The organism is Thalassotalea litorea (assembly GCF_005843925.1).
In the GTDB taxonomy this organism is placed as follows: domain Bacteria; phylum Pseudomonadota; class Gammaproteobacteria; order Enterobacterales; family Alteromonadaceae; genus Thalassotalea_A; species Thalassotalea_A litorea_A.
Genome location: NZ_VCBC01000006.1, coordinates 185,784 through 208,607 on the forward strand (window position 1 = coordinate 185,784; position 22,824 = coordinate 208,607).

Annotated in this window: 20 protein-coding genes; 11 read left to right on the forward strand and 9 right to left on the reverse strand. The window is 44.0% G+C overall.

What is annotated here, in order from left to right; all coding sequences use genetic code 11:
- Positions 1 to 30: 30 nt before the first annotated feature.
- Positions 31 to 867, forward strand: a complete 837-nt coding sequence (locus FE810_RS07660) for a glycosyltransferase family 2 protein (protein ID WP_138319440.1) — start codon at positions 31 to 33, stop codon at positions 865 to 867.
- 15 nt (positions 868 to 882) lie between these two features.
- On the opposite strand, the gene xrt is transcribed toward FE810_RS07660, so the two are convergent.
- Both xrt and FE810_RS07670 read right to left on the reverse strand, forming a co-directional pair.
- The gene (gene xrt / locus FE810_RS07665) at positions 883 to 2,238 is read right to left on the reverse strand and encodes an exosortase (RefSeq protein ID WP_138319441.1); all 1,356 of its coding nucleotides are present in this window, start codon (positions 2,236 to 2,238) and stop codon (positions 883 to 885) included.
- 25 nt (positions 2,239 to 2,263) lie between these two features.
- Complete coding sequence (locus tag FE810_RS07670) at positions 2,264 to 3,289, reverse strand: sulfotransferase family protein (RefSeq protein WP_138319442.1); 1,026 nt, start codon at positions 3,287 to 3,289, stop codon at positions 2,264 to 2,266.
- A 250-nt stretch (positions 3,290 to 3,539) separates the two neighbouring features.
- Here FE810_RS07670 and prsT point away from each other — a divergent pair, with 250 nt between their 5' ends.
- Positions 3,540 to 6,299 (forward strand): XrtA/PEP-CTERM system TPR-repeat protein PrsT, encoded by a 2,760-nt coding sequence (gene prsT, locus FE810_RS07675; protein ID WP_138319443.1) that lies wholly within the window; start codon positions 3,540 to 3,542, stop codon positions 6,297 to 6,299.
- Between the two features lie 35 nt (positions 6,300 to 6,334).
- Here the strand turns inward: prsT and FE810_RS07680 are convergent, their stop codons facing one another.
- The 3 genes from FE810_RS07680 to gpmI form a co-directional block, all read right to left on the reverse strand.
- Positions 6,335 to 7,129, reverse strand: coding sequence for a divergent polysaccharide deacetylase family protein (locus FE810_RS07680; protein WP_246036982.1), 795 nt, complete (start codon positions 7,127 to 7,129; stop codon positions 6,335 to 6,337).
- 129 nt (positions 7,130 to 7,258) lie between these two features.
- Entirely contained in the window at positions 7,259 to 8,392 is a 1,134-nt protein-coding gene (locus FE810_RS07685) for a murein hydrolase activator EnvC family protein (RefSeq protein WP_138319445.1), read from the reverse strand.
- Between the two features lie 43 nt (positions 8,393 to 8,435).
- On the reverse strand, positions 8,436 to 9,977 hold the full coding sequence (gene gpmI, locus FE810_RS07690; protein WP_138319446.1) for a 2,3-bisphosphoglycerate-independent phosphoglycerate mutase: 1,542 nt from the start codon (positions 9,975 to 9,977) through the stop codon (positions 8,436 to 8,438).
- 216 nt (positions 9,978 to 10,193) lie between these two features.
- On the opposite strand from gpmI, the gene FE810_RS07695 reads away from it, so the two are divergent.
- From FE810_RS07695 to FE810_RS07715, 5 genes are all read left to right on the forward strand, one after another.
- Positions 10,194 to 10,619, forward strand: a complete 426-nt coding sequence (locus FE810_RS07695; RefSeq protein WP_138319447.1) for a rhodanese-like domain-containing protein — start codon at positions 10,194 to 10,196, stop codon at positions 10,617 to 10,619.
- A 10-nt stretch (positions 10,620 to 10,629) separates the two neighbouring features.
- Positions 10,630 to 10,887, forward strand: a complete 258-nt coding sequence (gene grxC / locus FE810_RS07700; protein WP_138319448.1) for a glutaredoxin 3 — start codon at positions 10,630 to 10,632, stop codon at positions 10,885 to 10,887.
- Between the two features lie 50 nt (positions 10,888 to 10,937).
- Entirely contained in the window at positions 10,938 to 11,456 is a 519-nt protein-coding gene (gene secB, locus FE810_RS07705) for a protein-export chaperone SecB (RefSeq protein ID WP_138319449.1), read from the forward strand.
- A 5-nt stretch (positions 11,457 to 11,461) separates the two neighbouring features.
- The gene (gpsA, locus tag FE810_RS07710; RefSeq protein ID WP_138319450.1) at positions 11,462 to 12,469 is read left to right on the forward strand and encodes an NAD(P)H-dependent glycerol-3-phosphate dehydrogenase; all 1,008 of its coding nucleotides are present in this window, start codon (positions 11,462 to 11,464) and stop codon (positions 12,467 to 12,469) included.
- A gap of 70 nt (positions 12,470 to 12,539) precedes the next feature.
- The gene (locus FE810_RS07715; protein ID WP_138319451.1) at positions 12,540 to 13,004 is read left to right on the forward strand and encodes a tRNA (cytidine(34)-2'-O)-methyltransferase; all 465 of its coding nucleotides are present in this window, start codon (positions 12,540 to 12,542) and stop codon (positions 13,002 to 13,004) included.
- 12 nt (positions 13,005 to 13,016) lie between these two features.
- On the opposite strand, the gene FE810_RS07720 is transcribed toward FE810_RS07715, so the two are convergent.
- Entirely contained in the window at positions 13,017 to 13,601 is a 585-nt protein-coding gene (locus FE810_RS07720; protein WP_138319452.1) for a TetR/AcrR family transcriptional regulator, read from the reverse strand.
- Positions 13,602 to 13,782: 181 nt separating this feature from the next.
- Here FE810_RS07720 and FE810_RS07725 point away from each other — a divergent pair, with 181 nt between their 5' ends.
- Genes FE810_RS07725 through FE810_RS07735 form a run of 3 tightly spaced genes read left to right on the forward strand, consistent with a single transcriptional unit; the run spans position 13,783 to position 18,843 of the window.
- Positions 13,783 to 14,835: an efflux RND transporter periplasmic adaptor subunit gene (locus FE810_RS07725; protein ID WP_171022296.1), complete on the forward strand. Its 1,053-nt coding sequence runs from the start codon at positions 13,783 to 13,785 to the stop codon at positions 14,833 to 14,835.
- A 3-nt stretch (positions 14,836 to 14,838) separates the two neighbouring features.
- The gene (locus FE810_RS07730) at positions 14,839 to 17,907 is read left to right on the forward strand and encodes an efflux RND transporter permease subunit (protein ID WP_138319454.1); all 3,069 of its coding nucleotides are present in this window, start codon (positions 14,839 to 14,841) and stop codon (positions 17,905 to 17,907) included.
- A 27-nt stretch (positions 17,908 to 17,934) separates the two neighbouring features.
- A complete protein-coding gene (locus FE810_RS07735; protein WP_138319455.1) occupies positions 17,935 to 18,843 on the forward strand; it encodes a cation diffusion facilitator family transporter in 909 nt (302 codons plus the stop codon).
- Here the strand turns inward: FE810_RS07735 and FE810_RS07740 are convergent.
- The 3 genes from FE810_RS07740 to FE810_RS07750 form a co-directional block, all read right to left on the reverse strand.
- Positions 18,830 to 19,903 (reverse strand): alpha/beta fold hydrolase, encoded by a 1,074-nt coding sequence (locus FE810_RS07740; protein ID WP_171022297.1) that lies wholly within the window; start codon positions 19,901 to 19,903, stop codon positions 18,830 to 18,832. The two genes, FE810_RS07735 and FE810_RS07740, sit on opposite strands and share 14 nt — an antisense overlap.
- A gap of 19 nt (positions 19,904 to 19,922) precedes the next feature.
- Positions 19,923 to 21,215 (reverse strand): ATP-binding protein, encoded by a 1,293-nt coding sequence (locus FE810_RS07745; protein ID WP_171022298.1) that lies wholly within the window; start codon positions 21,213 to 21,215, stop codon positions 19,923 to 19,925.
- A gap of 134 nt (positions 21,216 to 21,349) precedes the next feature.
- A complete protein-coding gene (locus FE810_RS07750) occupies positions 21,350 to 22,051 on the reverse strand; it encodes a response regulator transcription factor (RefSeq protein ID WP_138319530.1) in 702 nt (233 codons plus the stop codon).
- 272 nt (positions 22,052 to 22,323) lie between these two features.
- On the opposite strand from FE810_RS07750, the gene FE810_RS07755 reads away from it, so the two are divergent.
- Positions 22,324 to 22,764 carry a Spy/CpxP family protein refolding chaperone gene (locus FE810_RS07755; protein WP_138319458.1) on the forward strand — a complete coding sequence of 147 codons (441 nt, stop codon included), beginning with the start codon at positions 22,324 to 22,326 and terminating at the stop codon, positions 22,762 to 22,764.
- Positions 22,765 to 22,824: the final 60 nt, after the last annotated feature.

The following is a 22,824-nucleotide window of genomic DNA, read 5'->3' on the forward strand; positions in this document are numbered from 1 at the left end:
TCCATTGGTTACTTTGTAATAGGAGTCAGGATGCAAGTTAGTGTGGTTATACCTTTTTTTCGGGACTACGAGTACTTCCCTGAAGCACTTGAGTCCGTTCGACGACAAAGTCATCCAGCGGCTGAAATTATTGTCGTAAATGATGGGAAAGATGCAAAGTCTCAGGCCTATCTGGACCAATTTGACGATATCATTGTGATTCATCTGCCTCAAAATCTAGGCTCGGCGGCAGCAAGAAATGCCGGTATTAGCGCAGCGGTCCACACTTGGATCGCATTCCTGGATGCTGATGATGTATGGCTGGAAAATAAGCTTGCGATGCAAGTAAAGTTCCTGACCGATAATCCACAATTCGATGGCTGCCATGTCGGCGTATGCACATTCAATCAGCAAGGTATTCAAAATACCTATTTGAATAAGCCAGGCAATTTACAAATTGAAGATATGTTAATCGATACCCATATCCTGCCTAGTGCCTTTGTTATCAGACGTCAGGCTTTGCTCGATATCAATCTATTTGATGTAAAATTTCGTTGTAAACAAGATCAGGAGCTTACATTACGATTAGCTGTAGCGGGTTATCAGGTGGGTTTCATTAATCAATGTTTAATTAAGTTACGTCGCATGGATCATGGAAATACGACTTCAAATGGTCATAAAATCATTGCCGGGGCCTGGCAAATGTTAAGAAAACACAGGCAGTTATATCGTCAATATCCAGGTACATTGTCATGCTTTATCTATCTGTCATTAATGACCGCCGGCGGTAAAATGCGAGGACTAGAGCGTAAAAGTTGCTTTGTTCTTGGCAAAACTATGAAATGGTTCATCCCCAGCCTGCGCAAAACCGCTAACGGCTCACCTTAATGTTTTCGTTTCTAATTAATTGTCTTTGACCAGTAATGGTTCACATTCCATATCACAATATCTAAATTGCCAGGTTAGCTGATCTGCCTTGGCGGAGGAAAGCAGCGATTTAATTCGCATTAATTTAAAGCTTCTAACATTACTGGTTTGAAAATCTTCACGTTGATACCAGAGTTGCAAATGCGCTTGTTTACGGCCTTTTTGCAAGATATATTCCGCATATTTTTTATGGTCGCGAAACTGCAATACTTGCCAACCGGCAGGTAAAATTTCATTGTCGTAATAGCTGGGTTTGCAATCGAGATCTCTACAGTAAAATCGATAAGTTTGTTCAATTCCGGAAGTTTCAAAACCGTTTAGAGGTTGCTCACTAAAACTGGAATAAAATTTAATATCCGCGCTTGGTGTTGCGGGATATTCTTCGCTGCTGAGAACCTCAGTTCTGTTCGCCAACAATAAGTATGAAGAGCTTATCAATAGGAGAATTAAGGTAGAAAGTATTGCGATTTTGTTGACTTTACCCGTTGCAACAACTGCTGGTTGTGTCGCTTCATTTTGGTCAGCAAGCTTATTGCCCAGATAAAAGAGAATGATCATAAAAGGGACATACAGATACCAACCAAAATTATTATGGTCGGTCATAAGCTCACTCTCCATATTGGTATATTGACCGATCAAGATAAGGCTAACAATGCGGATCCAATTGGTTACTAACGCGCCGATTATTGCAAACCCGATAAAGATTGCAGCGGAGCGATAGTTACGAATGTAGAGAAATACATACAAGCTGCTGATCGCCAATGATACAAGGAGGTACCTCAGGCCGCTGCAACCATTTGCAACTTCAAAATTTCCCGCGGGTAGGCTGATAAACTGATCTTGTACGAAAAATGGTATATCGGTGAACTGTAGTAAAAAGCTTGCTGCGGCGACCGACATATCCTGCAGCCCTCCCGTAAGAGAACCCCAAAGCGGTAATAGAAAAATCAAATATACGGTAGGAAAAATTACCGCTAATCGCGCCTTGAATACCATCAGACTGGCGCTTGTTAAAATCATAATAAAGCTAAGCCAATAACCAATACTAATTTGTGCTCTAACTGTAATAATCATACATAGACAAGAAAACAACAGCATAGCCAACGCAATTTTGGAAAAATGATTTCTTAGCTCGAGTTCACCTCGCCGACAGCCATCATAAAATAAGTAGCCGGATATCAATGGGATCAGGTAAGCGTGGGAATAAGTCCCATCATCAAAACTATGACGCCACAACGTCGTAAGAATTGGGGTGTTTAGCAGGGCTACCAAAGACAGTAAAGCCAGCAATATATACAAGGGGCGGTAGTCAAATTTTAGATTAGCTTCCATGGGGTGGTGTCAGATCCTTCTATATTTATATGCCTGATTGCAAAACATTATTTTTCAACCACTGTTTACAGTTTCTTAAGGACAAATAGCTTTGGGCCATCAATCCAATAAACCATTTTTTAAACATGAATATCGGTGGTCTCGATAATGGATAACCCATCTCAACCAGTGTTTTTCCTGCGACCGCTTCAAAACACACCACTTGATACTGACTTAGCTCTTTTTGCCATCGCTGTGCTTTACTGGCATCTATCTTAGGCTTTACGTACAACTCGATGTTATCTTGCCTGATCAATTGGTTATCAAGGATATTTTGATAATAGTCTTGATTGAGCTGACTTTCCTCAACCTGCAAAAAATTGGCGAGCTGCAAATAGATTTGCTCAGGGTTTTCCAGCAGGCTTTCATAATGAATCGTTAAAAACTGTTCATTCAAATTAGTGCTGGCATTGTGTGCCAGCGACACAAATTTTTGCCATTGCCAGGCAATATTAAATGGCGATCTAGGGTACTGACGTGCATTAGGGTGAAAACGTCTCTCTAGCATAGATTGATAGGCTGCACGGCCATCACGAACAATGTGAATAAATCGTGCATTAGGGAATATTTTATGTAAAACCGGAATGTGAGCGGCAAAGTAGGGGACTTTGCAACCCCAGCGTCGTTTATTCTCTAATCGATTTAAAAAGGCACGATAGATACACTCAATGAATTGTCGCAAGTTGAGTTGCGTATATTCACCAATGCATTTCTCTATCTGTGTTCGTTTAACGTGCCATTGACTAAAAGTGTTATTGTCGTGCTCGAACAAGTCATCGAGCAGCAAATCTATATCATCGTTACTCAGGTATTTATTGCAATCCTGATCCATCAAATAGTAGAAACGGAGGATGAAATCGTCTTCCGGAGGGATCGCAAGATCATCAATCGCTGACAATTTAACTTGCAATAATGTCGTCCCAGATCGAGGACAACCAACAATGAAGACTGGATCAGAAGCCGATTTTTCGGGATCAGTTAACGTATTCAGCTTATTGTTATTTTCCATCATGTGACAAGAAATCCGATTTAACTAGTCTTTTTATTTTTAGTTCACAATGATGGAAATATCTAGGCATATTGCCGGGACATTTTTATTCATTAGTAATGAACATACAATTCCTCTTGTAGATCATTCATTGGCAATATGAAAATCAAAACTATACATTTTTATTTTTCACCTATACTAAAGTCGAGTGTTGCTGATTATGTTGTTCAGTCTATAAATCAACTACTTATCGTAGTATTGACAAGGAAGAATAATGAAAACAAAGTTTAACTCTCTGATTTTCCTGATGATTTGTCTATTATCACTGGCAGCGTGTCAGCCCGATAAGACTGAGCAGGAATATATAGACAGTGCCCTGCAGCTGATTGATGAACAGAATTACCAAGCCGCCAGTATCGAGTTAAAAAATGCGGTGAAGGTAGCGCCAACCAGTGGTAGAGCTCGATTGCTTTTGGGCAAAACCTACCTCCTTAATGGCTCTTTGCAAGGCGCTCAGAAAGAGCTGCAACGCGCCTTGGATCTAAACTATGATGCCGATGAAATCCTGCCATTACTTGCCCGTACCAATATCTTTCTTCTCGATTATGATGCGGTTAAGGAAAGCGTTGATACTGCAATCCAGTTGAGCCCTGCGGTACAACAAGAAATTCAGACCCTTGCGGGAATTTCCATGTCGATGGCTGGCGACATGCAATCTGGGTTGGAAATACTTTCTAAAGTTATCACCAATGAAACGAATAAAGACTTCTACTATAAATTGAGTCAGGCTTGGTTTGCGGCCCATAATGATCAATTGCCCCAGGCGATCGAAATGGTCGCTGAATTACGTAGCGAACAATCTGAGTTTAAGGATGCGACGCTAATTCTAGCCAACCTGTATCGCATGGACCAGCAATTGCAAAAATCCGCAGATACATACAAAGACTATGTCGAGACGTATCCATTTAATTATCTTGCCCAACTTTCCTATATCCATGTATTGATCCGTAATCAGAATTTGGATGTCGCGGAGACACAGGTGGATAACTTATTGGCAACGTACCAGAATTCACCAATTGCGAACGAATACAAGGCCGAACTGTTGACACTCAAAGGCGAATATAAACCCGCCATTGAGCATGCAACGGTAGCCTTAACCTCACAACCCGGGTTGGTTAAGTCCAACTTGATCGCAGGTGTCGCAAATTACCGACTTAATAATTACGAATCCTCGTATCGTCACCTGAGCATTATCGAAAATGATATCCCGGATAACCATATCGGCAATCGCATCTTGTCGTCGGTTAAACTGAAACTCGGTTACATTGACGAAGCAGTCGCCAGTATCGAACAACTTGATGAAATTACGGCTCAGGACTTTGCGTTAGTGGCCAACACTTCTCAGGCTTTGATTCGCAAAGGGGATACATCTCAGGCCAGTAAATATATCGAAAAACTGGATGAGATGGACGTTAATGATTCACAGACACTAGGCCAGCGTGGTGCATTGAAATTATCGGTACAGGATGACACCGGGATTGACGATTTAAAGCGTGCGTTGGAACTGGACCCAGAGTTTGATCAAGCAAGACTGACCCTGTTGCTGAACTATGTAAAAAGTAAAAACTATCGAGAGGCAATGGATATTGCTGAAGATTGGGTCAAGCAAAAGCCGGAAAGTGATCAGGGTTATTTAGCCAGAGGTGTTGTTTACCGGGCTCAAGCTCAGAATGATAAGGCGAATCAGGAGTTTAATATTGCCTTAGAGAAGGTTGAAAATAGTCCTGGAGCCTTGTTTAACCTCGCGTTGAATGACATCCAAAATGATAAAGCTGAACTAGCCCATGAGCGTCTGGAGACATTACTTGTCAATCAACCTGATCACCGCGGTGGCTTGGATTTGATTATTTCCAACGCCAATAATCTCGATGATAAAACTGTCGTTATCGAATTTTTAGAAGACCTGGCCAAGGAAAATCCTGAACAGGTAAATCTCAAAATTGCTCAGGCTAAAGCCCTGGAAAATGTCGGTCGACGTGGCGATGGTCTGGCGTTATTGGCAAGCATGGCCAATAAAGAAAATAATCCGGATGTGTATTTTCGTGTTTACGCAAAAATGGCGCTCGCCGATAAACAATATCAACGCGCTGAAAATCTGTACTTAGCGCAGATAGAAAATAATGCGGATAACTTCGATGCCTATCAAGGCTACCTGTACACGCTGGAAATGCAAAAGAAATATCAACAAGCCTATACTCAGGTAAAAAAAGCGCAGGAAAGATTCCCCCAACAGGAAAATCTTAAATTAGTTGAAGCAAATTATTTGCTGCTATCGAATTCGTATGAGCGTGCCCGAGGTGTGATTGAAGAGATAGATCCCAGCGAAGTCAACGAAGTGGGTTACTTGAAATTACGTGCAAAATTCCACTATCAAATGAATGAAAACGACACTGCTAAGGAATATGCTCAGCCATTGCATCAGCGCCAACCCAGTGCTACCAATAGCTTTCTTTATGCGCAAATACTTCAGCGTCTAGGGGAATATGATACCGCCGTAAATGTGGTCAATGGTGCATTGCAAAAAGACGATACCAATCTGGCATTGAAAAATCTGAAAGCGGAACTGACGAGCGAATCAAATCCTAAACAAGCGGTTACCTTGTATCAGGAAATTGCCGATCGTTATCCAGATAGTTTTGTGGTCATGAATAATCTCGCCTGGTCGGCAATTCAGGCTGGACAATATGAACTAGGCCTGGACAGTGCGAAAAAAGCGGCGCAATTAGCACCTCAGCAACCTCAGGTGATGGATACGCTAGCCGTCGCCCATATGAAGATGGGGCAATACGATACTGCAGAATCCTTACTGATCGAGGCGAAAGAAGCCTTGCCGGATAATGAGGAAATTTTGTTGCACTATGCCGAGGTTTTGATTTATTTAAATAAGCTGAGCGAATCAGAGCAGATATTAGCAACGCTGGCAACGAGCGAGAAAAAAGATAGGGTTCTTAAACTACTTGATAACAAAAGTTAAGTTAAAGAAACCCTAGGATACAATGAATGAAAAGGCTACTCAGTAGCCTTTTCTTTTGTCTTTTTTTCACTCGTATCGGAAGCATTTTTAACCATTAGAGTTGATTCTTCTACCGGGTGGACAAGCGAGGATATATGTACCAGCTCGATTTGATGTGCCGCCAGAGTGGGCAGCAACCGGTGTAATACTTTCAATGTTTTTGGATGGGGGTGAGCAATCGCAATGGCGATACCATCACGCTGACTGATGTTAACCAGTTTTCTAAACTGGTTTTCGATGTACGATTCATCCAGTTTGTTGTCGAGAAAAAGTTTGCGGTGCAGGGTAGGGACGCCATATTGCTGTGCCACAAGCTCTGCCTGGGAAAATTTACTGGTTCTAGAGTCCAGAAAGAACAGGTCATTCGCTTTCAAAAACTTCATTGTTGAAGCCATGGGTTGCGACATTTGTGTCAACCGACTGCCCATATGGTTATTAATGCCGATAACGTGCGGGATGTCCTCAATTTGCGCCTGCAATGAATCCTGGATATGTTGTTCGGACATCGTTGACGTTAATGCGCCAGGGCCGGGGTTTAATCCTTTGATAGATTCCATCGGCACATGCAACATGATTTCTCGTTGCTGTTGCCATGCTTTCTTGGCCAGTTCTTGACCATGAGGCGTATGTGGCAATACTGAAAAAGCGACTTGCCTTGGTAATAGTAGAGCCGCCCTGTCGGTATGTCGGTAACCTATGTCATCAATAACAATGGCTACTTTCTTTGTTTCCTGAGGGGCTGCCAAAACAGAAAAAGGCAATAAAAATACTAGGGAAAATAGTAAGCGCACAATAAAAATTCTTATTATTTTAATGTCTTATTAACAGCAGGATAACAATAAAGTCAGGCAAAATCGACGAAAACACGGCAATTTTTTAAGGCTTTGTCTAAAAGCTTGTTATTTATAGACTTATTCTTTTTATTTGCACCAGTGTTTAGGGTTTACCGGCTTGCCTTTGTGGCGAATTTCAAAATAAAGACCGGCTTGATTTTGCCCACCTGATTGCCCTACGAGTGCGATTGGTTCGCCGATTTCGACACGATCGCCGACATTCTTTAATAAGGTTTGATTATGGCCATAAAGGCTCATATACCCTTCTCCGTGATCAATAACGACAACCAAGCCATATCCTTTAAGCCAGTCGGCAAATAACACAGTACCATTGTGGATGGTATAAACACTTTGTCCTGCTGGCGCTCGCATTAATACGCCTTTCCAGCGTAAATAACCCTGTTTACGTTTTCCGTAAGCATGGGTGATGCGACCCTGAACCGGCCATTGTAATTTATTTTTTAGCTTGCTTAGCCCGTTTAGTTCCCAGGCCTGCTCTTGCATTGCCTGCAAGCGCGCTATCGCCTGGATCAGCGATTTCTCTTCTTCTTCAAGTTTGTTTAAACGCTGCTTGGATGAAAGTATGCCGGAATTGATTTGCTTGAGCGTGGCTGCCCGTTGCTGGCGATTGCCTTGTAAGGCTTGTTTCTGCTGTTGCTGCTCGGCGATTAGTTTCGATAGTTTTTCCGCTTGCTGTCGCTGTTCCTGTTCGACATCAAGTAGTGCCTTTATCACCGACTTGTAATCATCAATACTTTCAATGCGCGCATCATTGAGATACTGATAATAGGTGAGGTTTCGATTCACCTGATTTGGGTCTTGCTGATTGAGTAAGAGCTTCAGGTAGTCATGATGTCCGGCATAATAAGCACTGCGGATTTGTTCTGCTAACACCTGCTCTTGTTGCTGTTTTTTACTGTTAAGCGCTGCTTGTTGTGCTGTCAGCTCACTTAACTTTTTCTCAACGTGTTTTTTATCTTCGACAATGGCATTGATTTTTTGTGCATTGGCGGCAATGGCCAAATCATCTTTTCTCAGCTTTTGTTGCAGTTCTTGCTGTGCTTTGCTGCCTTTCGTGAGCGACTGCTTTTCGGCAACGATTTGTTGCTTAACATCATCAAGTTCTTGCTTGGTGGTATTATCTTGTGCCGAGGCCTGCGTATGAGCCGCAGAGCTGATAAGCGCAAACGACATTAGCATGATATGAAATACCTTCGACATAAAGCAAATGCCGAAGGTTTTCTTGAGCAGATTCACAACAGCGTTAGTCACTAAGCTGCATCAATGGAGTCCCAGTCATTTCTTCTGGCTGCTCCATTGCCATTAATGTTAAAACAGTTGGTGCGATATCGCTCAAGGTACCTGATGCAGCCGGCGTTGCGTCGCGACCTACGTAAATGAGCGGTACTGGTTCACAGGTGTGGGCAGTATGAGCCTGACCTGAGTCTGTGTTGACCATCATTTCAGCGTTACCATGGTCGGCAGTAATCAAGCATTCGCCGCCGCTATTTTTCAATGCAGTCACGACTCTACCAATACAGCTATCAACCGCTTCACAGGCTTTCACGGCAGCATCGAAGTTGCCAGTATGACCGACCATATCACCATTTGGGTAGTTACAAACGATAAAGTCATAGTCACCACTTTCAATTGCACCGACAAGCTTGTCCGTCAATAATTCAGAATTCATTTCTGGTTGCAAATCGTAAGTTGCTACTTGTGGAGATGGGATGAGTTCGCGCTTTTCGCCATTAAACATTTGTTCGCGGCCACCGCTAAAGAAAAAGGTGACATGCGCATATTTCTCAGTTTCGGAAATTCTTAGTTGAGTCTTGTTATGCTTTTCAAGCCATTCGCCAAGTACGTTTTGTAAGTCTTCCGAAGGAAAGGCGATTGCGGCATCGATATCAGCCGCATATTCCGTCAACATTACAAAATTGCTAATTGCTGGTGTTTCTTGGCGCTGAAAACCGTCAAAACCTACTTCGGTAAAACAGCGGCTAAATTGACGCGCGCGATCCGCACGGAAGTTCATGAAAATCATCGCATCGCCATCTTCAATTTTGACGCTTTTACCGTCTTCAATAATTGCCGTGGCTTTGACAAATTCATCGTTTTCGTCACGTTGGTAGGCGTTTTCTAAGGCTTGTGTGACATTATCGGCGGTGTACTCACCTTTACCGCTGACCATTAGATCGTAGGCTTTTTCAACACGTTCCCAACGTTGGTCGCGATCCATGGCGTAATAGCGACCAATAATGGAAGCAACTCGTCCGTTGCCTAGCTCATTAAAGACATTTTCCGCCTTTTGTAAAGACGCCAGTGCGCTGCGAGGTGGTGTATCTCGACCATCAAGAAATGCATGTAGGTAGACTTTTTTGGCGCCGCGTTGCTTAGCCATTTTTAATAAAGCAAATATATGCTCTTCGTGGCTGTGGACACCGCCAGGTGATAATAGACCGAAGACATGAACCGCGTTATCGTTTGTTACGGCTTGGTCAATGCTGTTCACCAGTGCAGGGTTATCGTTAAACTCGCCGTCGGCGATTGATTTGGTGATTCGGGTGAAGTCTTGATATACCACACGGCCGGCACCAAGATTTACATGACCAACTTCAGAATTGCCCATTTGACCATCGGGTAAGCCCACTGCCATTCCCGACGTGTCAATAAGCATGTTTGGGCAGTTTTCCATTAAACCATCCATAACGGGCGTATTGGCATGGGAAATCGCATTGGAATCTTGATTCTCTCGATAACCCCATCCGTCAAGGATGATTAATACCGTAGATTTCTTGTTACTCATTGACTTACCTTAATCTGATTGAACCGGGTTAACAATTGTTGCGAGGGATGATTGTACACTGGACTGGTATCATAGAGCCAGATTGAACCTTGGATCAACCGCAAATTTATGCATTTACTGGATTCTTTATAAGCAAACGGTATACTTGTGCCTTTTGCTGATATCGCGACCGCCTCATCGGGCGTTTGCATCTTTAATACAGGTAACATAAAGGTTATGGAACAATACGTCGAATTTTTAGGTAGTCACCCAATGTTGTCGATGGCATGGCTGGCAATTGCGACTTTATTGATTTTCACTTCCGTGAAAAGTCGATTCTCTACAGTGAAGCCAATAAGCACTCAAGAACTTACTTTATTGGTAAATCGTGAAGATGGTGTGGTTGTCGATATTCGCGCCGACAAAGAGTTCAAAAAGGGCCATATTTTTGGTTCTAAACACCTAACGGCCGAAAAAATTAACGGCAATGACCTTGTAAGCCTTGAAAAATACAAAGACAAGCCCATTATTGTGGTATGTGCTGCAGGAATGACGGCGATCAAGGCCGCAAATCAGCTTGGCAAAGCCGGATTTGACAAGGTGAGCTATCTCAAAGGTGGCTTGTCTGCATGGCAAGCAGCGAATTTACCAATTAGTAAATAAAGAGAAACTGGTGGCAAAAGTAATCATATATAGCAGTGCTTATTGTCCTTATTGTCATCGGGCAAAAGCATTATTGGCGCACAAGCAAGTGGCGTTCGAAGAAATTAGTTTAGATCTGGAACCTGGCCGTCGGTCGGAAATGATGGACCTAAGCGGTGGTCGCCATACGGTACCGCAAATTTTTATCAATAATAAACACGTCGGTGGATGTGATGAACTGATGGCCTTGGAATATCAGGGACAACTAGACACACTGCTGAGCGAATAAACAAAAGTTGTCGCTTAGCGACAAGATAATCAATTTAGGAAGTAAATATTATGTCAGAAGAAAATCAAGCAGTAGCAAACGGCGCTGGAAACGAACAAGACGCTCCAGCATTTGCAATTCAACGCGTATACACCAAAGATGTATCGTTTGAAACGCCAAGCTCACCAGCTATTTTCCAAAAAGAATGGAAGCCAGAAGTTAAGCTGGATCTGGATACTCGTTCTAACAAGTTAGCCGATGATACCTATGAGGTTGTGCTGGCAATTACGGTTACCGCATCTATCGATGAGCAGGTAGCGTTTTTAGCCGAAGTTCAACAGGCTGGTATCTTTACCGTTGGCAATATGCCAGAGCCACAACTCGCGCACACATTAGGTTCATTCTGTCCAAATACATTATTCCCTTATGCTCGCGAAGTGGTCAGCAGCTTAGTTGCTCGTGGTACTTTCCCACAATTGAATCTTGCACCAGTAAATTTTGATGCCCTGTTCGCTTCCTATGTTCAAAAGCGTGCTGCCGATATGCAAGCTGCTCAGGAAGCTAATTCCGGCACTACAACTGACGCATAAGCTTTATGGCACATCAAGCTGATATCAGCGTACTTGGAGCCGGTTCCTATGGAACCGCTCTGGCGTTTTGCTTGGCCAGAAATGGTCAGGAAACATTGTTATGGGGCCGCAAACCTGAGCATATTGCTGCAATGCAGGACAGTCGCTCGAACGAGGCTTATTTACCGGGGTTTACTTTTCCTGATGCGCTGAAACCTGAAGCGGATTTGGAAAAAGTCGTGGTAGCGAGTGATATTTTGTTAATCGTGGTTCCAAGCCATGCGTTTCGAGATATGCTGGTTAAAATCAAGCCGATGTTAACACCGGGCGTAAAAATTGCTTGGGCTACTAAAGGGTTAGATCCTGATCAAGGGCGTTTGCTACAAGATGTTGCTCGAGAAATTCTTGGCGATGATGTGCCTTTAGCGGTATTGTCAGGACCAACCTTTGCGAAAGAAATGGCTGCGGGGTTACCAACGGCAATCTCGTTGTCCTCTCAAAACAAAGAGTTTTCCGATTGCCTTGCGCACCGTCTTCACTGTCAAACTTCATTTCGGGTGTATCAAAATAGCGATTTTATCGGTGTCCAGTTAGGTGGCGCGGTAAAAAACGTGATTGCTATTGGTGCAGGTATTGCCGATGGTATTGGTTTTGGAGCGAATGCACGAACCGCCTTAATTACTCGTGGTCTTGCGGAAATGAGTCGACTCGGCGTCGAGCTTGGCGCGAATCCTGCAACCTTTATGGGGATGGCTGGATTAGGAGATTTGGTACTTACGTGTACCGACAACCAATCTCGAAATCGTCGTTTTGGCCTAGCATTAGGGGCTGGTGAGTCTGTTGATGAAGCGCAACACAATATTGGTCAAGTGGTCGAAGGCTATCGCAATACCAAAGAAGTGTTTATGTTAGCAAAACGTGAAAACGTTGAAATGCCCATCGTCGAGCAAATCTATCAGGTTCTTTACGAAGGCAAGCCGGCTGCCGATGCCGCATTGCAATTACTCGGTCGTAACCCTACCAGTGAATGTTAAATCATAGACCTGATTGTCTTCAGGTCTATCGATATTCAGCACCTAAAAAGCGCATTGTCTGAGGACTGCTATGTTTGAGATCGCATTATTTGAACCACGAATCGCACCCAATTGCGGGAATATCATCCGTTTAGCGGCGAATAATGGTTGCCGATTACACTTAATTGAACCTTTGGGTTTTGATTTTGATGATAAAAAACTAAAGCGTGCCGGTCTGGATTATCATGACTTGACCAATGTCACCCGACACAAAAATTACCAGGCTTTTTTAGAAGCCGTTCCAGATAAACGAATCTTTGCCTGCACTACCAAAGGCGCGGTTCACTATCACCAGGTAAATTTCGAACCTGGAGATGTGTTGCTGTTTGGCTCCGAAACCCATGGCTTGCCTGATGAAATTCGCGATAATCTACCGGATGGTCATCGTATTCGTATCCCGATGATGCCGGACGCTCGATCACTAAATCTGGCCAACTCGGTCGCTATTATCAGTTATGAAGCTTGGCGTCAGGTAGGGTTTGTAGATGCGATCTAATTACTCATCGTGTTATTCGATTCGGGTTGCTGCCCGATAGATTTTCAATAGCTGTTGCAAAGTTTGGTGCGCCTGCAAATCGATATTACTATGCAGCAGTCCATAAACATTAGTTTCAATGCTCTGTGCCAATTCGGCACAACTCATATCAAGGTGCTCTAATGTAATCTGTTGATTATTTAGCGCGAATACAATCAATTCAGTTAGATTTTTGCGGACAAATTGGCGCTGATTCTGACTTAAGTCTTCTGCATATTGCATACACGATTGTACGAGATCTTGATGCACTTTCTTGTCTTTAATGTCCTGAAAAACCGGTTGACCTAATACCATCACGATATTTTCCACCACCTGCCAGATGTTCGTCATCTGAACTCGGTGCATTTTTACTTGCTCTTGAGTGTGGTGAAAATGTTGTTCTACGACCTGTCTGAAGATATCTTCTTTGCCACTAAACAGTTTATGGATAGTAACTCGTGAGGTATCTGCATAGCTGCTGATCATAGAGATAGTGGTGGGCTTAAAACCAAACTGGAAAAAGCACCTGCGGGCAGCGCTCAGAATTTGCTGTTTACGATCTCGACTTTGGTTGGGCATGATTGGATCAGTCTGACACTTGGCCTGATAGTATAATTTGAGGTTATCTTAGATCAAATTTAAAGTATTCCCCAGTAAAATATCAAAAACCTAGGTTAATTAGTTAACAAATTGTGTAAATATGTTAACCTCTCACCATTATCTACTCTCTGCTAACCTTAACGGAGATATTGGAGTGGCTATGTTTAGAAAGATTTTGCTATTTATTATGTGCACCGGCCTACTGTCTTGTGATCAGGAGTCTGCCGTTAAAGCATTGGATGAGAAACCTGCGGTGGTTCAACTTGCCAGGGTTCAAGCTGTGCCTCATCAAAATAAATATTCTTTTCCAGCTACGGTTTCTGCAGTGAAAACTATTGAGCTAAGTTTTGAAGTTTCTGGTCGCTTAAATCAATTGGATTTAGTTCAGGGGAAGAAAATTAAAAAAGGATATTTACTTGCAAGCATTGATAGAGCGCCTTTTGAACGTCGGGTTGATGAGCAGCAGGTCAGACTCGATATTGCTAAAAAGGATTTAGGTCGGATCAAGACAATGTTCGACAAAGGAATGGCGTCTCAGAGTATGTATGATAATGCAGAAACTCAGATGGAATTGGCGAAAATAGATTTAAACAATGCGCTTCAGGATTTAAGTTATACCCAACTTCGAGCGCCCTTTGATGCTCAGGTTTCCGAAAGGTTGGTAGACAATAACAGTTATGTGCAATCTGGCAAGTCGATAGCCCGCTTACAGGATCTTTCCCGAATTTATTTCACATTTAACGTACCGGAACGGATTTTATCGGCAAACGCCAATAATGAGTTAGTTTCGGCAACGGCAACTTTACTTTCTAGAAATTCTCCAAGTTTTGACGTGGAGTACGTTGAGCATCGAACTCAACCCGAACCCATTACCCAAACATACCAGGTGGTCTTTGCGATGGAGCCAGTCGATAAACAGGTATTTACGCCCGGGGCGCGGGCAAAGGTGGAAGTAACTCTGGAAAATAGCCAGCCACTAAGCGGTTTGGTTTTACCATTAAGTGCACTGGTTGGAGATAAGAATAAGGGTTTTTTCGTCTGGCGTTATCAGCAACAGCAAAAATCGGTGGAGAAAGTTACCGTCACAGTGCTTAAGATTATCGGCAAGCGAGTGATTGTCGATTCGGAATTAACCGAATCGGATCACATCGTCCGGGCTGGTGTCAATCAACTGGTTGAAGGTCAGCAGGTCACGCCGTATAAGGCGCCATAATCAATGAATATTGCAAAATATGCTATTAAAAAGCCAGTCAATATCTGGCTTTTAGTGTTGATTCTGCTTTTGGGTGGCGCCCTGGCATTAAGTAACATTGGGCGCTTGGAAGACCCAGCATTTACCATAAAGATGGCGCAGGTCATTACCCAATTCGAAGGCGCAGGGGCTGAACAGGTTGAAGAAGAGCTTACTGAGCCATTAGAAATCGCATTGCAACAAATGCCGCAACTCAAGCGCTTAACATCGACTTCCAAGCCCGGTGTTTCCGAAATTACCGTCGAAATCGAAAGTCATTACGATGCGGATAAATTACCGCAAATTTGGGACGAGTTACGCAAGCGGCTTCGAGATGCTAGTGCTCAGTTACCTAAAGGTGCAGGTAAACCGACGGTCGTCGATGATTTCGGTGATGTTTCCGGGCTTTATTATGCCCTGACGGCGCCGGATTTTAGTGCCCGCGAAGTGCGCGAATTTGCGCGTATCATACGTCGAGAGTTATTAACGACCGACGGTGTTGCCCGCGTTAATGTTAATGGCGTACTACAGGAGCAAATTGTTGCCAATATCGACCCATATCAATTAGCAGGGCTAGGCATTTCTTTTCCTGATGTCGTGCGCTTATTCAGTGACAATTTTCGTCCCTTCCATGGCGGGCGTATTTTGGTGGAAGGCAAACAGGTTCGGATTCTGGTTGAAGAGTCGCGTAATCAGTTAAATGAAATAAATAATCTGACGCTGGTGCTGCCTGGCTCAAACAAATCGATTAAAGTTCGCGACATTGCCCGTCTGACAGTCGAACCCACACAAATTCAACCCAGTATCATTCATCATAATGGCCAACAGGCTATCACTCTGGCAATCTCTGCGCAGCACGATATAAATATTGTTGAAGTCGGCAAGAATGTTGATGAAAAAATTGATGCAATATTGCAGTCTTTGCCTATCGGTATTAGCTTGAGCCCCATATACAACCAAGCGCAGATTGTGGATGACGCGGTGGATGGTTTTATCCTCAACATTGTCATGTCTGTGTCCGTGGTATCGCTTACCTTGTGCCTGTTTATGGGGTGGCGTTCCGGTCTGGTCGTGGGCAGTGTGTTATTAATTACGGTGATGGGCACCGTTTTGCTGATGTGGCTGTTCGATTTACAACTGCAACGGATTTCTTTAGGCGCCATGGTGATAGCTATGGGGATGCTGGTTGATAACGCTATTGTCGTCGCAGAAGGTATGATGCTTAGAATGCGACAGGGTAAATCAGCCATTGATGCCGCATCATTTATTGTCAAACGAACCCAGTGGCCACTTTTAGGGGCGACAGTGATTGGCATTGCAGCGTTTTCGGGTATTGGTCTGTCCGATGATGCCACCGGCGAATTTCTGTTCTCACTGTTTGCGGTTATTTTAATATCACTAATGCTTAGCTGGTTATTGGCGGTTACAGTGACTCCGTTATTTGGCAGCTATTTTTACCAGGTAGGTAAGGATGCGCCAGATCAAAGTCAGGCGGCCGGCATATATCAGAAATACCAAGGCCTGCTAGGCCTGGCATTGCGATATCGGGCTGTTACCATTGCGCTACTGGTGTTTATTACCATCGGCGCCTATGCCAGCTTTGGTAAGGTCAAACAAGGATTTTTCCCAGCGTCTAATGCGCCGATTTTCTTTGTGCATTATTGGGGAGGGCAAGATCAGGATATCCGACGTACTGAACAAGTCATTGCTGAGGTTGAACAGCTTCTGATGGCGGATGACAATGTAACGTCGATTACCAGCTATATCGGTGCCGGCGCTGACCGCTTTACCCTCACTTATAATCCACAATCAAGAAATGAAAGCTATGGCCTATTACTGATTCGTATGGATGATGCTGAACGTATCGCTCCGTATCTAAAAACCTTACCTGACAAACTGGCGTTAGTGGATATCAATGCCAATTTCTATCTCGAAAGAATGCAGTTTGGTCCGGGTGGAGGAGCAAAATTAGGGATTCGCTTTTCAGGCCCAGATGCAGATGTTCTACGTAATTTAGCCGAGCAGGCGCAACACCTTCTGCGAAAAGATGGTTTGATCCGTGATATTCGTCATGACTGGCGTCAAAAGGGGTTGGCGATCAACACTAATTTTGATGAATTTAACGCGGGTGTCGCAGGTGTTTCCCGGGCGGACTTTTCTGATGCTATTCAGTATTCAAGTAATGGATTACAGCTAGGTTCGATTCAGGATGGTGATTATAGCTACCCGATTGTTGCTAAAATCAATCAGCCAGGCCTGGTACAGCTCAATAAGCCGGGCAATACCAACGTAGAAAATATCGTCAATGTACAGGTCTGGAGTTCCGAGCAGCGTAAATATATCCCATTTCAACAGCTATCCACCGGCATTTCTCTGGAAAGTGAAGAGGTATTAATCAATCGTCGAGATCGGGTGCGTACCATTACGGTGATGGCCGACCCGGGTATTAACGAGACCGCGGCTCAGGCTTTGGCCCGAATTAAAGAGCCCATCGCAGCTCTGTCACTACCTGATGGTTATGCGATGCATTGGGGTGGCGAATATGAATCGTCGGCCGAAGCTCAACAGGCTTTAGGAGCAGGGCTGCCCATGGGATTTTTTATCATGTTCCTGGTTTCTGTGCTGCTGTTTGCCAGAGTGCGCCAGCCATTAATCATTTGGATGGTCGTGCCTATGGCTGTGGTTGGTGTCGTTAGTGGTTTATTATTAACGGATATGCCGTTTGGTTTTATGTCATTGCTGGGTTTTCTCAGCTTATTTGGTATGCTAATTAAAAATGCGATTGTTTTAATTGAAGAAATTGATTTGCAGATTGAAGAGGGTAAGGATAAATCGCTGGCGATTGTCGAAGCAAGTACCAGTCGTTTACGGCCAGTAACGTTAGCCGCAATCACCACGATATTAGGGATGGCGCCATTGTTATTTGACCCATTTTTTGCCGATATGTCGGTAACCATTATGGGTGGCCTTACTTTCGCAACGCTGCTGACTCTAGTGGCAGTTCCTGTGCTATACAGTGCGTTATATAAAATCAAAGTGAGTCATAGTCAGTAAGATAATCATTAACTTATGCAGGACACGATGAACAATACGGCCGGAGAAAACTGTCAATATCGAAAACTTGTCACTCTGGCAACGAGCGTGGCGGTTTTGGTTGTCGTTCTGATGCTGTTGACAAAACTCGTTGTCTGGCACTATTCGCCCTCGGCATCATTGCTCGGTTCCGCATTAGACTCTTTATTTGACCTTGTCGCCAGTGTCACCAATTTGTTGATTGTCCGCTGGTCGTTGCGTCCGGCAGACAATGAGCATAGATTTGGTCATGGCAAAGCAGAAAATATGGCCGCTTTACTGCAAGGGGGCATAATTAGTGTTTCCGCGGTCCTGCTAATTGTTCATGGTTGGGATCGCATGCTCAATCCTACTGCCATCGAACATACCTTTTGGGGAATTGTGGTGAGTGTTATCGCCATTATATTAACTCTGGGGCTGGTTAATTTTCAGTATTACGTGATTCGACAGACTGATTCATTGGCTATCAAAGCCGACCAATTGCATTATAAGTCCGATTTAATGCTTAACTTTGCCGTGATCACGGCGTTAGTTTTGTATCAATTCGATTGGCAGTTTGCCGATGGATTGTTGGCAATTTTGATAGGCCTGTATTTAATCTGGGGGGCGCTGCAACTGGCTTATATGAGCGTGCAACAATTGCTGGATCATCAATTACCGGAGACGGAATTGGCTCGCATTGATCAAATCATCCGTAGGCCTGAGGAGGTCGTGGGATACCACCAGCTTAAAACTCGGCGCTCTGGTCAACACCGATTTATACAATTTCATCTAGAGCTGGATCAGCAATTATCGCTGATCGAAGCCCATCGCATCAGTGATCAGGTGCAACATGCACTGGAAGCAGAATTTGTCGATTGTCAGGTGATCATTCATCAAGACCCTGTTGCTTCAGGTACTTCGCCTATTGAGCGCTGACAAAGGCATTATAAAAATCGAAAACCTGAGTCAGTGCATATTGACGCATTGGGTCTGATTCGAACAATATTTCATGTTTCGCCCCTGTTATCACCACAGGTGCTTCCTGTTCACAAGTGATATTGCCCAATGATTGCAATTGCCGGCAAAATTCATTTTGCCCTTGATTATCCACCACCGTATCTTGCTCAGCCTGCAACATGAGTGTCGGTGTTTTATGTTGCGATAGTTGCGCAAAAGTTTTGTCCATGCCATCAAGGGCAGCGTTAAGCCAGGAAAATGTTACCCCCCCCAGTTGCACTTTTGGGTGTTGCTCCCAGGTTTGCCGGAAAATTTGATAGCGGATTTTCGAGTGCATCAAATCATTGTCGGCAAAAGTCTTGTTTTTATACGGGCCATGCCCGAAAAAATACCAGGCTTGGTCACTAAAAAGATGATTGATGCCACTGCCCATCGAGACCATCGACGTGGCGAGCCAGCGGGGCAGATTACCCTTGTCTAAAGCAAACATAGGCGCAGATAGGGCCATTGCTCGAAAATGCTCAGGGTATTTTTGTACATACAGGCTAGCAATCGTGCCCCCCATAGAATGGCCCAATAAAAACATAGGTCCCTGGCAAAAAGGGGCAATTTCTGAGCGGACGACGTGATGCAGATCATCGACGTAATGATCAAAAGATTGCACATAGCCTCGATGTCTTTCGGACTGTTCGCGGTCCGATAACCCCTGACCCCGATGATCAATAATGGCAACATTAAAACCATTATTGGTCACATCAAAAACCAACTCCTGATATTTTAAATAGCCTTCTCCGCGTCCGGGAGAGATGACGATACAAGGATTCTTTGGGTCATTGATGAGGCGATAATAGTGTAGATCAGGGGCATTGTTACGGTGTAACACTGCTTGTTGACCTTGACTGAAGCGTTCACGGATGACGCCATCAATATTCTCTGTCAGTTGTTGTTCCAAAGACCAGGAATAGGTGTGTTGCATTGCCTGAACGGCTCCTGAAGCTAGACCCAGAATCAATAAACAGCTGTAGATTGTTCTCGACATTACCGATTCGGATAAGAAATTACTGAGCATTATCATAAGGTAATTCGATAACAACGGAAAGGCCTGGTTGGGCAGCTTTATCATTTGCGGTACGGGCAATGATCTGTCCATGGTGGCGTTTAATGGCGTCCATGGCGATGGCAAGACCCAGTCCTGTGCCTCCGGTTTGTCGGGTGCGAGAGTTATCTTCTCGGAAAAATGGTTTGAAAATGCGCTCCATATCCTCTTCTGCTACACCTTGCCCCTGATCGCTAATCGTGATCAATACATGCTTTTTTGATCCAGCCAGAGACAGGCTGACCACGCTGTTTTCGGGCGAATATTTAATGGCATTATTCAATACATTGCTAATGGCGCTATGCAGTACTTCCCGATCGCCCGAATAAGAATGAAGTGGTAAATCTTCAGTGCAATCAAAGTGCAATTCAATATGTTTGCTTTGCGCCAATAGCTGATGTTCCTGAATAATATCCTGACATAACTTCCGCATGTCCAGGGGTTGCATTGTTAAAGGCGTTAGTTGATTTTCCAGGCGCGACAAGGCCAACGCTTTGCCAACCATATCATCGAGTTGCTCAACTTCATTGCGGCTGCGTTGTAGGTTTTCCTGAATCTGCGGCATCGTTTGACTTTGTTTTTCTAACAGACTGATCAATAACTGTAACCGCGTAAGTGGAGAGCGTAATTCATGGGAGACATCCCCTAGCAACCTTTTATGGGCTTTGATATGCTGATTTAATTGTTCTGCCATGCGGTTGAATGCCTGCCCTAATTCACCAAGTTCGTCGTGACGACGCTCGAATTCAGGTAGTCGAGTATCCAATTCACCGTGACCAAATTGTCGGCTTGCGGATGTTAGGCGTTTGACGGGCTTAATCAAAAGCCAGGTGAGTAGCCCACACACGAATGCCGAAACCAGTATTAGCGAAAGTAGCCTTAACCAGTCCGGTAGGTTTTTGAAAAAACCGGCCTGTTGTTCCGGCTTTTCAGGAATGCCAACATAAAGCTGAACGTTATTCTGGCCCACCTCCAGGGATTGTGGACCAATTAACAGATAACCCGGCAATGTTAGTTTCACCGGCTGGGGATAATTCAATTTTTCCAGGCGATCATGCACCACAGGTTTTGGATAACGAGCATTGGTATATAGACGATCACTGTCTCTGTCGAACAGCCAAATATCACGAGGTACCCGGCCGTTGCGTCGCAGCCATGGCTCGAGCTTAAGTAATCCCGCCTTGGGCATCTGATTTAGCGATTGCGCTAAACGATTGCTGGTTCTTGATAGTAATTTTTGTTGTTTAAAGTCCAATGGTGCCGCTTGGGGGGGCGTTATGAAATTTACGCTGACCCAGCGAGTGACAAATATAGAAACGATTGCAACGAGCCAAAAACCCAGGAACATCTTAATAAAAAGTGATGAGTACCAGCGTCTTGAGAATAAACTCACGATGGATGAACCCCGGAGTTAAAGATGTAGCCAACACCGCGGACAGTATTGATACAGTCTTCTTTACCCTGTTGCTGTAACTTTCGGCGAATATTCGAGATATGCATATCAATACCTCGGTCAAATTTTGCCAGCGGCCGATTGAGCACACCTTCCGACAGGGCTTCTTTACTAACCACTTGATTAGGCTGTTGCATCAGCAAATGCAGCATTTCAAATTCGGTACCGGTAAGTTCAATCGGCTGATTCAAGTATTCGACTTGCCGGGTTGCTGGGGTCAGAATTATCTGGTTACACGAAATCGGTTGCTGTGCTTTTTGATGCGCGACAATTTCAATGCGTCGGAAAATTGCCTGAATGCGAGCCAGAAGCTCCGCGGGATTGAAGGGCTTAGGTAAATAATCGTCGGCACCTAGAGTCAGGCCGAGAACCCGATCGGCTTCGTCGCCTTTGGCCGTTAACATAATTATGGGGGTGTGATGTTGCCCGCCTAGTGCCTGCAGCACTTCAAAGCCAGTTAAGCCTGGCATCATCACATCGAGCAGGATGAGCGAATAATCCTGATTTCTGGCCTTTTGCAAACCGCTTAAGCCATCGTGGCAAGCCTCTATTTTAATGTTTTCTGTCGCCAGGTATTCAGATAGCAATTCTGCCAAAGACTGATCATCATCAATTAATAAAATAGGTTTTTGCTGCACGATAATGCCCTCTAGTCGCTTAGGTCCTTTAATAAGGTTAAACGCGTTCAATGTAATTCAGGTATCGGCTTTATTCAAACCCTTAGATATGGCAATGACCTGACGGTGAAATTGCATTCGCCATGATGAAAGGCAACCGAATAACGTAAATCTAACCTGAATTTAGTTCAGGGTGAAAGCCTTTACTTAAAATTTACACAGCCTTTGCACTACTTTGCATTGGTTTTGGCTAATATTGCTATCGTACTTAGTTAGTGAAGAGGAACAACATAATGACACGTACAAGAACTTTTAACACATCTGTACTTCTGGTATTGCTATCCAGTCTGGCATTTTCCAGTATGGCGTTTGATAAGTCTATGTCTAAAGGTGACCGAGGTGGAAAATCTCAGCAAATGACAAAGATGTTCCGCGCCCTTGATTTGACCGAGGCACAAAAATCTGAGATTAAAACAATTCGCGAATCAAGTAAGCAGCAATTACACGCATTGGCGCCAAATAAAGATGAAAATCGTAAGGAACTACAGGCGATTATCAGAGCCGACACCTTTAATGAAGATGCATTTATGGCTTTGCAACAAAGTACGCAGGAGCAGAAGCAGCAAGCCGAATTAATCAAAGCCAAAACCATGCATCAGATTTACCATGTGTTAGATTCGGAGCAACAGGTGAAGTTTGAAAAAATGCAGCAAGAGCGCAAACAACGAAAGTGATATACCAAGTTTTCGTAAACGACACACGCCCTCATTTGAGGGCGTTTTTTGTTGCCAGAA

Excerpts from the sequence above, each read along its gene's own strand:
- FE810_RS07695 (WP_138319447.1), top strand. The coding sequence starts at position 10,194 with ATGGAACAATACGTCGAATTTTTAGGTAGTCACCCAATGTTGTCGATG.
- FE810_RS07740 (WP_171022297.1), bottom strand. The coding sequence starts at position 19,903 with ATGTCGAGAACAATCTACAGCTGTTTATTGATTCTGGGTCTAGCTTCA.
- FE810_RS07670 (WP_138319442.1), bottom strand. The coding sequence starts at position 3,289 with ATGATGGAAAATAACAATAAGCTGAATACGTTAACTGATCCCGAAAAA.
- gpsA (WP_138319450.1), top strand. The coding sequence starts at position 11,462 with ATGGCACATCAAGCTGATATCAGCGTACTTGGAGCCGGTTCCTATGGA.
- prsT (WP_138319443.1), top strand. The coding sequence starts at position 3,540 with ATGAAAACAAAGTTTAACTCTCTGATTTTCCTGATGATTTGTCTATTA.
- secB (WP_138319449.1), top strand. The coding sequence starts at position 10,938 with ATGTCAGAAGAAAATCAAGCAGTAGCAAACGGCGCTGGAAACGAACAA.
- xrt (WP_138319441.1), bottom strand. The coding sequence starts at position 2,238 with ATGGAAGCTAATCTAAAATTTGACTACCGCCCCTTGTATATATTGCTG.
- FE810_RS07720 (WP_138319452.1), bottom strand. The coding sequence starts at position 13,601 with ATGCCCAACCAAAGTCGAGATCGTAAACAGCAAATTCTGAGCGCTGCC.
- FE810_RS07755 (WP_138319458.1), top strand. The coding sequence starts at position 22,324 with ATGACACGTACAAGAACTTTTAACACATCTGTACTTCTGGTATTGCTA.
- FE810_RS07725 (WP_171022296.1), top strand. The coding sequence starts at position 13,783 with ATGTTTAGAAAGATTTTGCTATTTATTATGTGCACCGGCCTACTGTCT.
- FE810_RS07730 (WP_138319454.1), top strand. The coding sequence starts at position 14,839 with ATGAATATTGCAAAATATGCTATTAAAAAGCCAGTCAATATCTGGCTT.
- FE810_RS07660 (WP_138319440.1), top strand. The coding sequence starts at position 31 with ATGCAAGTTAGTGTGGTTATACCTTTTTTTCGGGACTACGAGTACTTC.
- FE810_RS07715 (WP_138319451.1), top strand. The coding sequence starts at position 12,540 with ATGTTTGAGATCGCATTATTTGAACCACGAATCGCACCCAATTGCGGG.
- FE810_RS07735 (WP_138319455.1), top strand. The coding sequence starts at position 17,935 with ATGAACAATACGGCCGGAGAAAACTGTCAATATCGAAAACTTGTCACT.
- gpmI (WP_138319446.1), bottom strand. The coding sequence starts at position 9,977 with ATGAGTAACAAGAAATCTACGGTATTAATCATCCTTGACGGATGGGGT.
- FE810_RS07685 (WP_138319445.1), bottom strand. The coding sequence starts at position 8,392 with ATGTCGAAGGTATTTCATATCATGCTAATGTCGTTTGCGCTTATCAGC.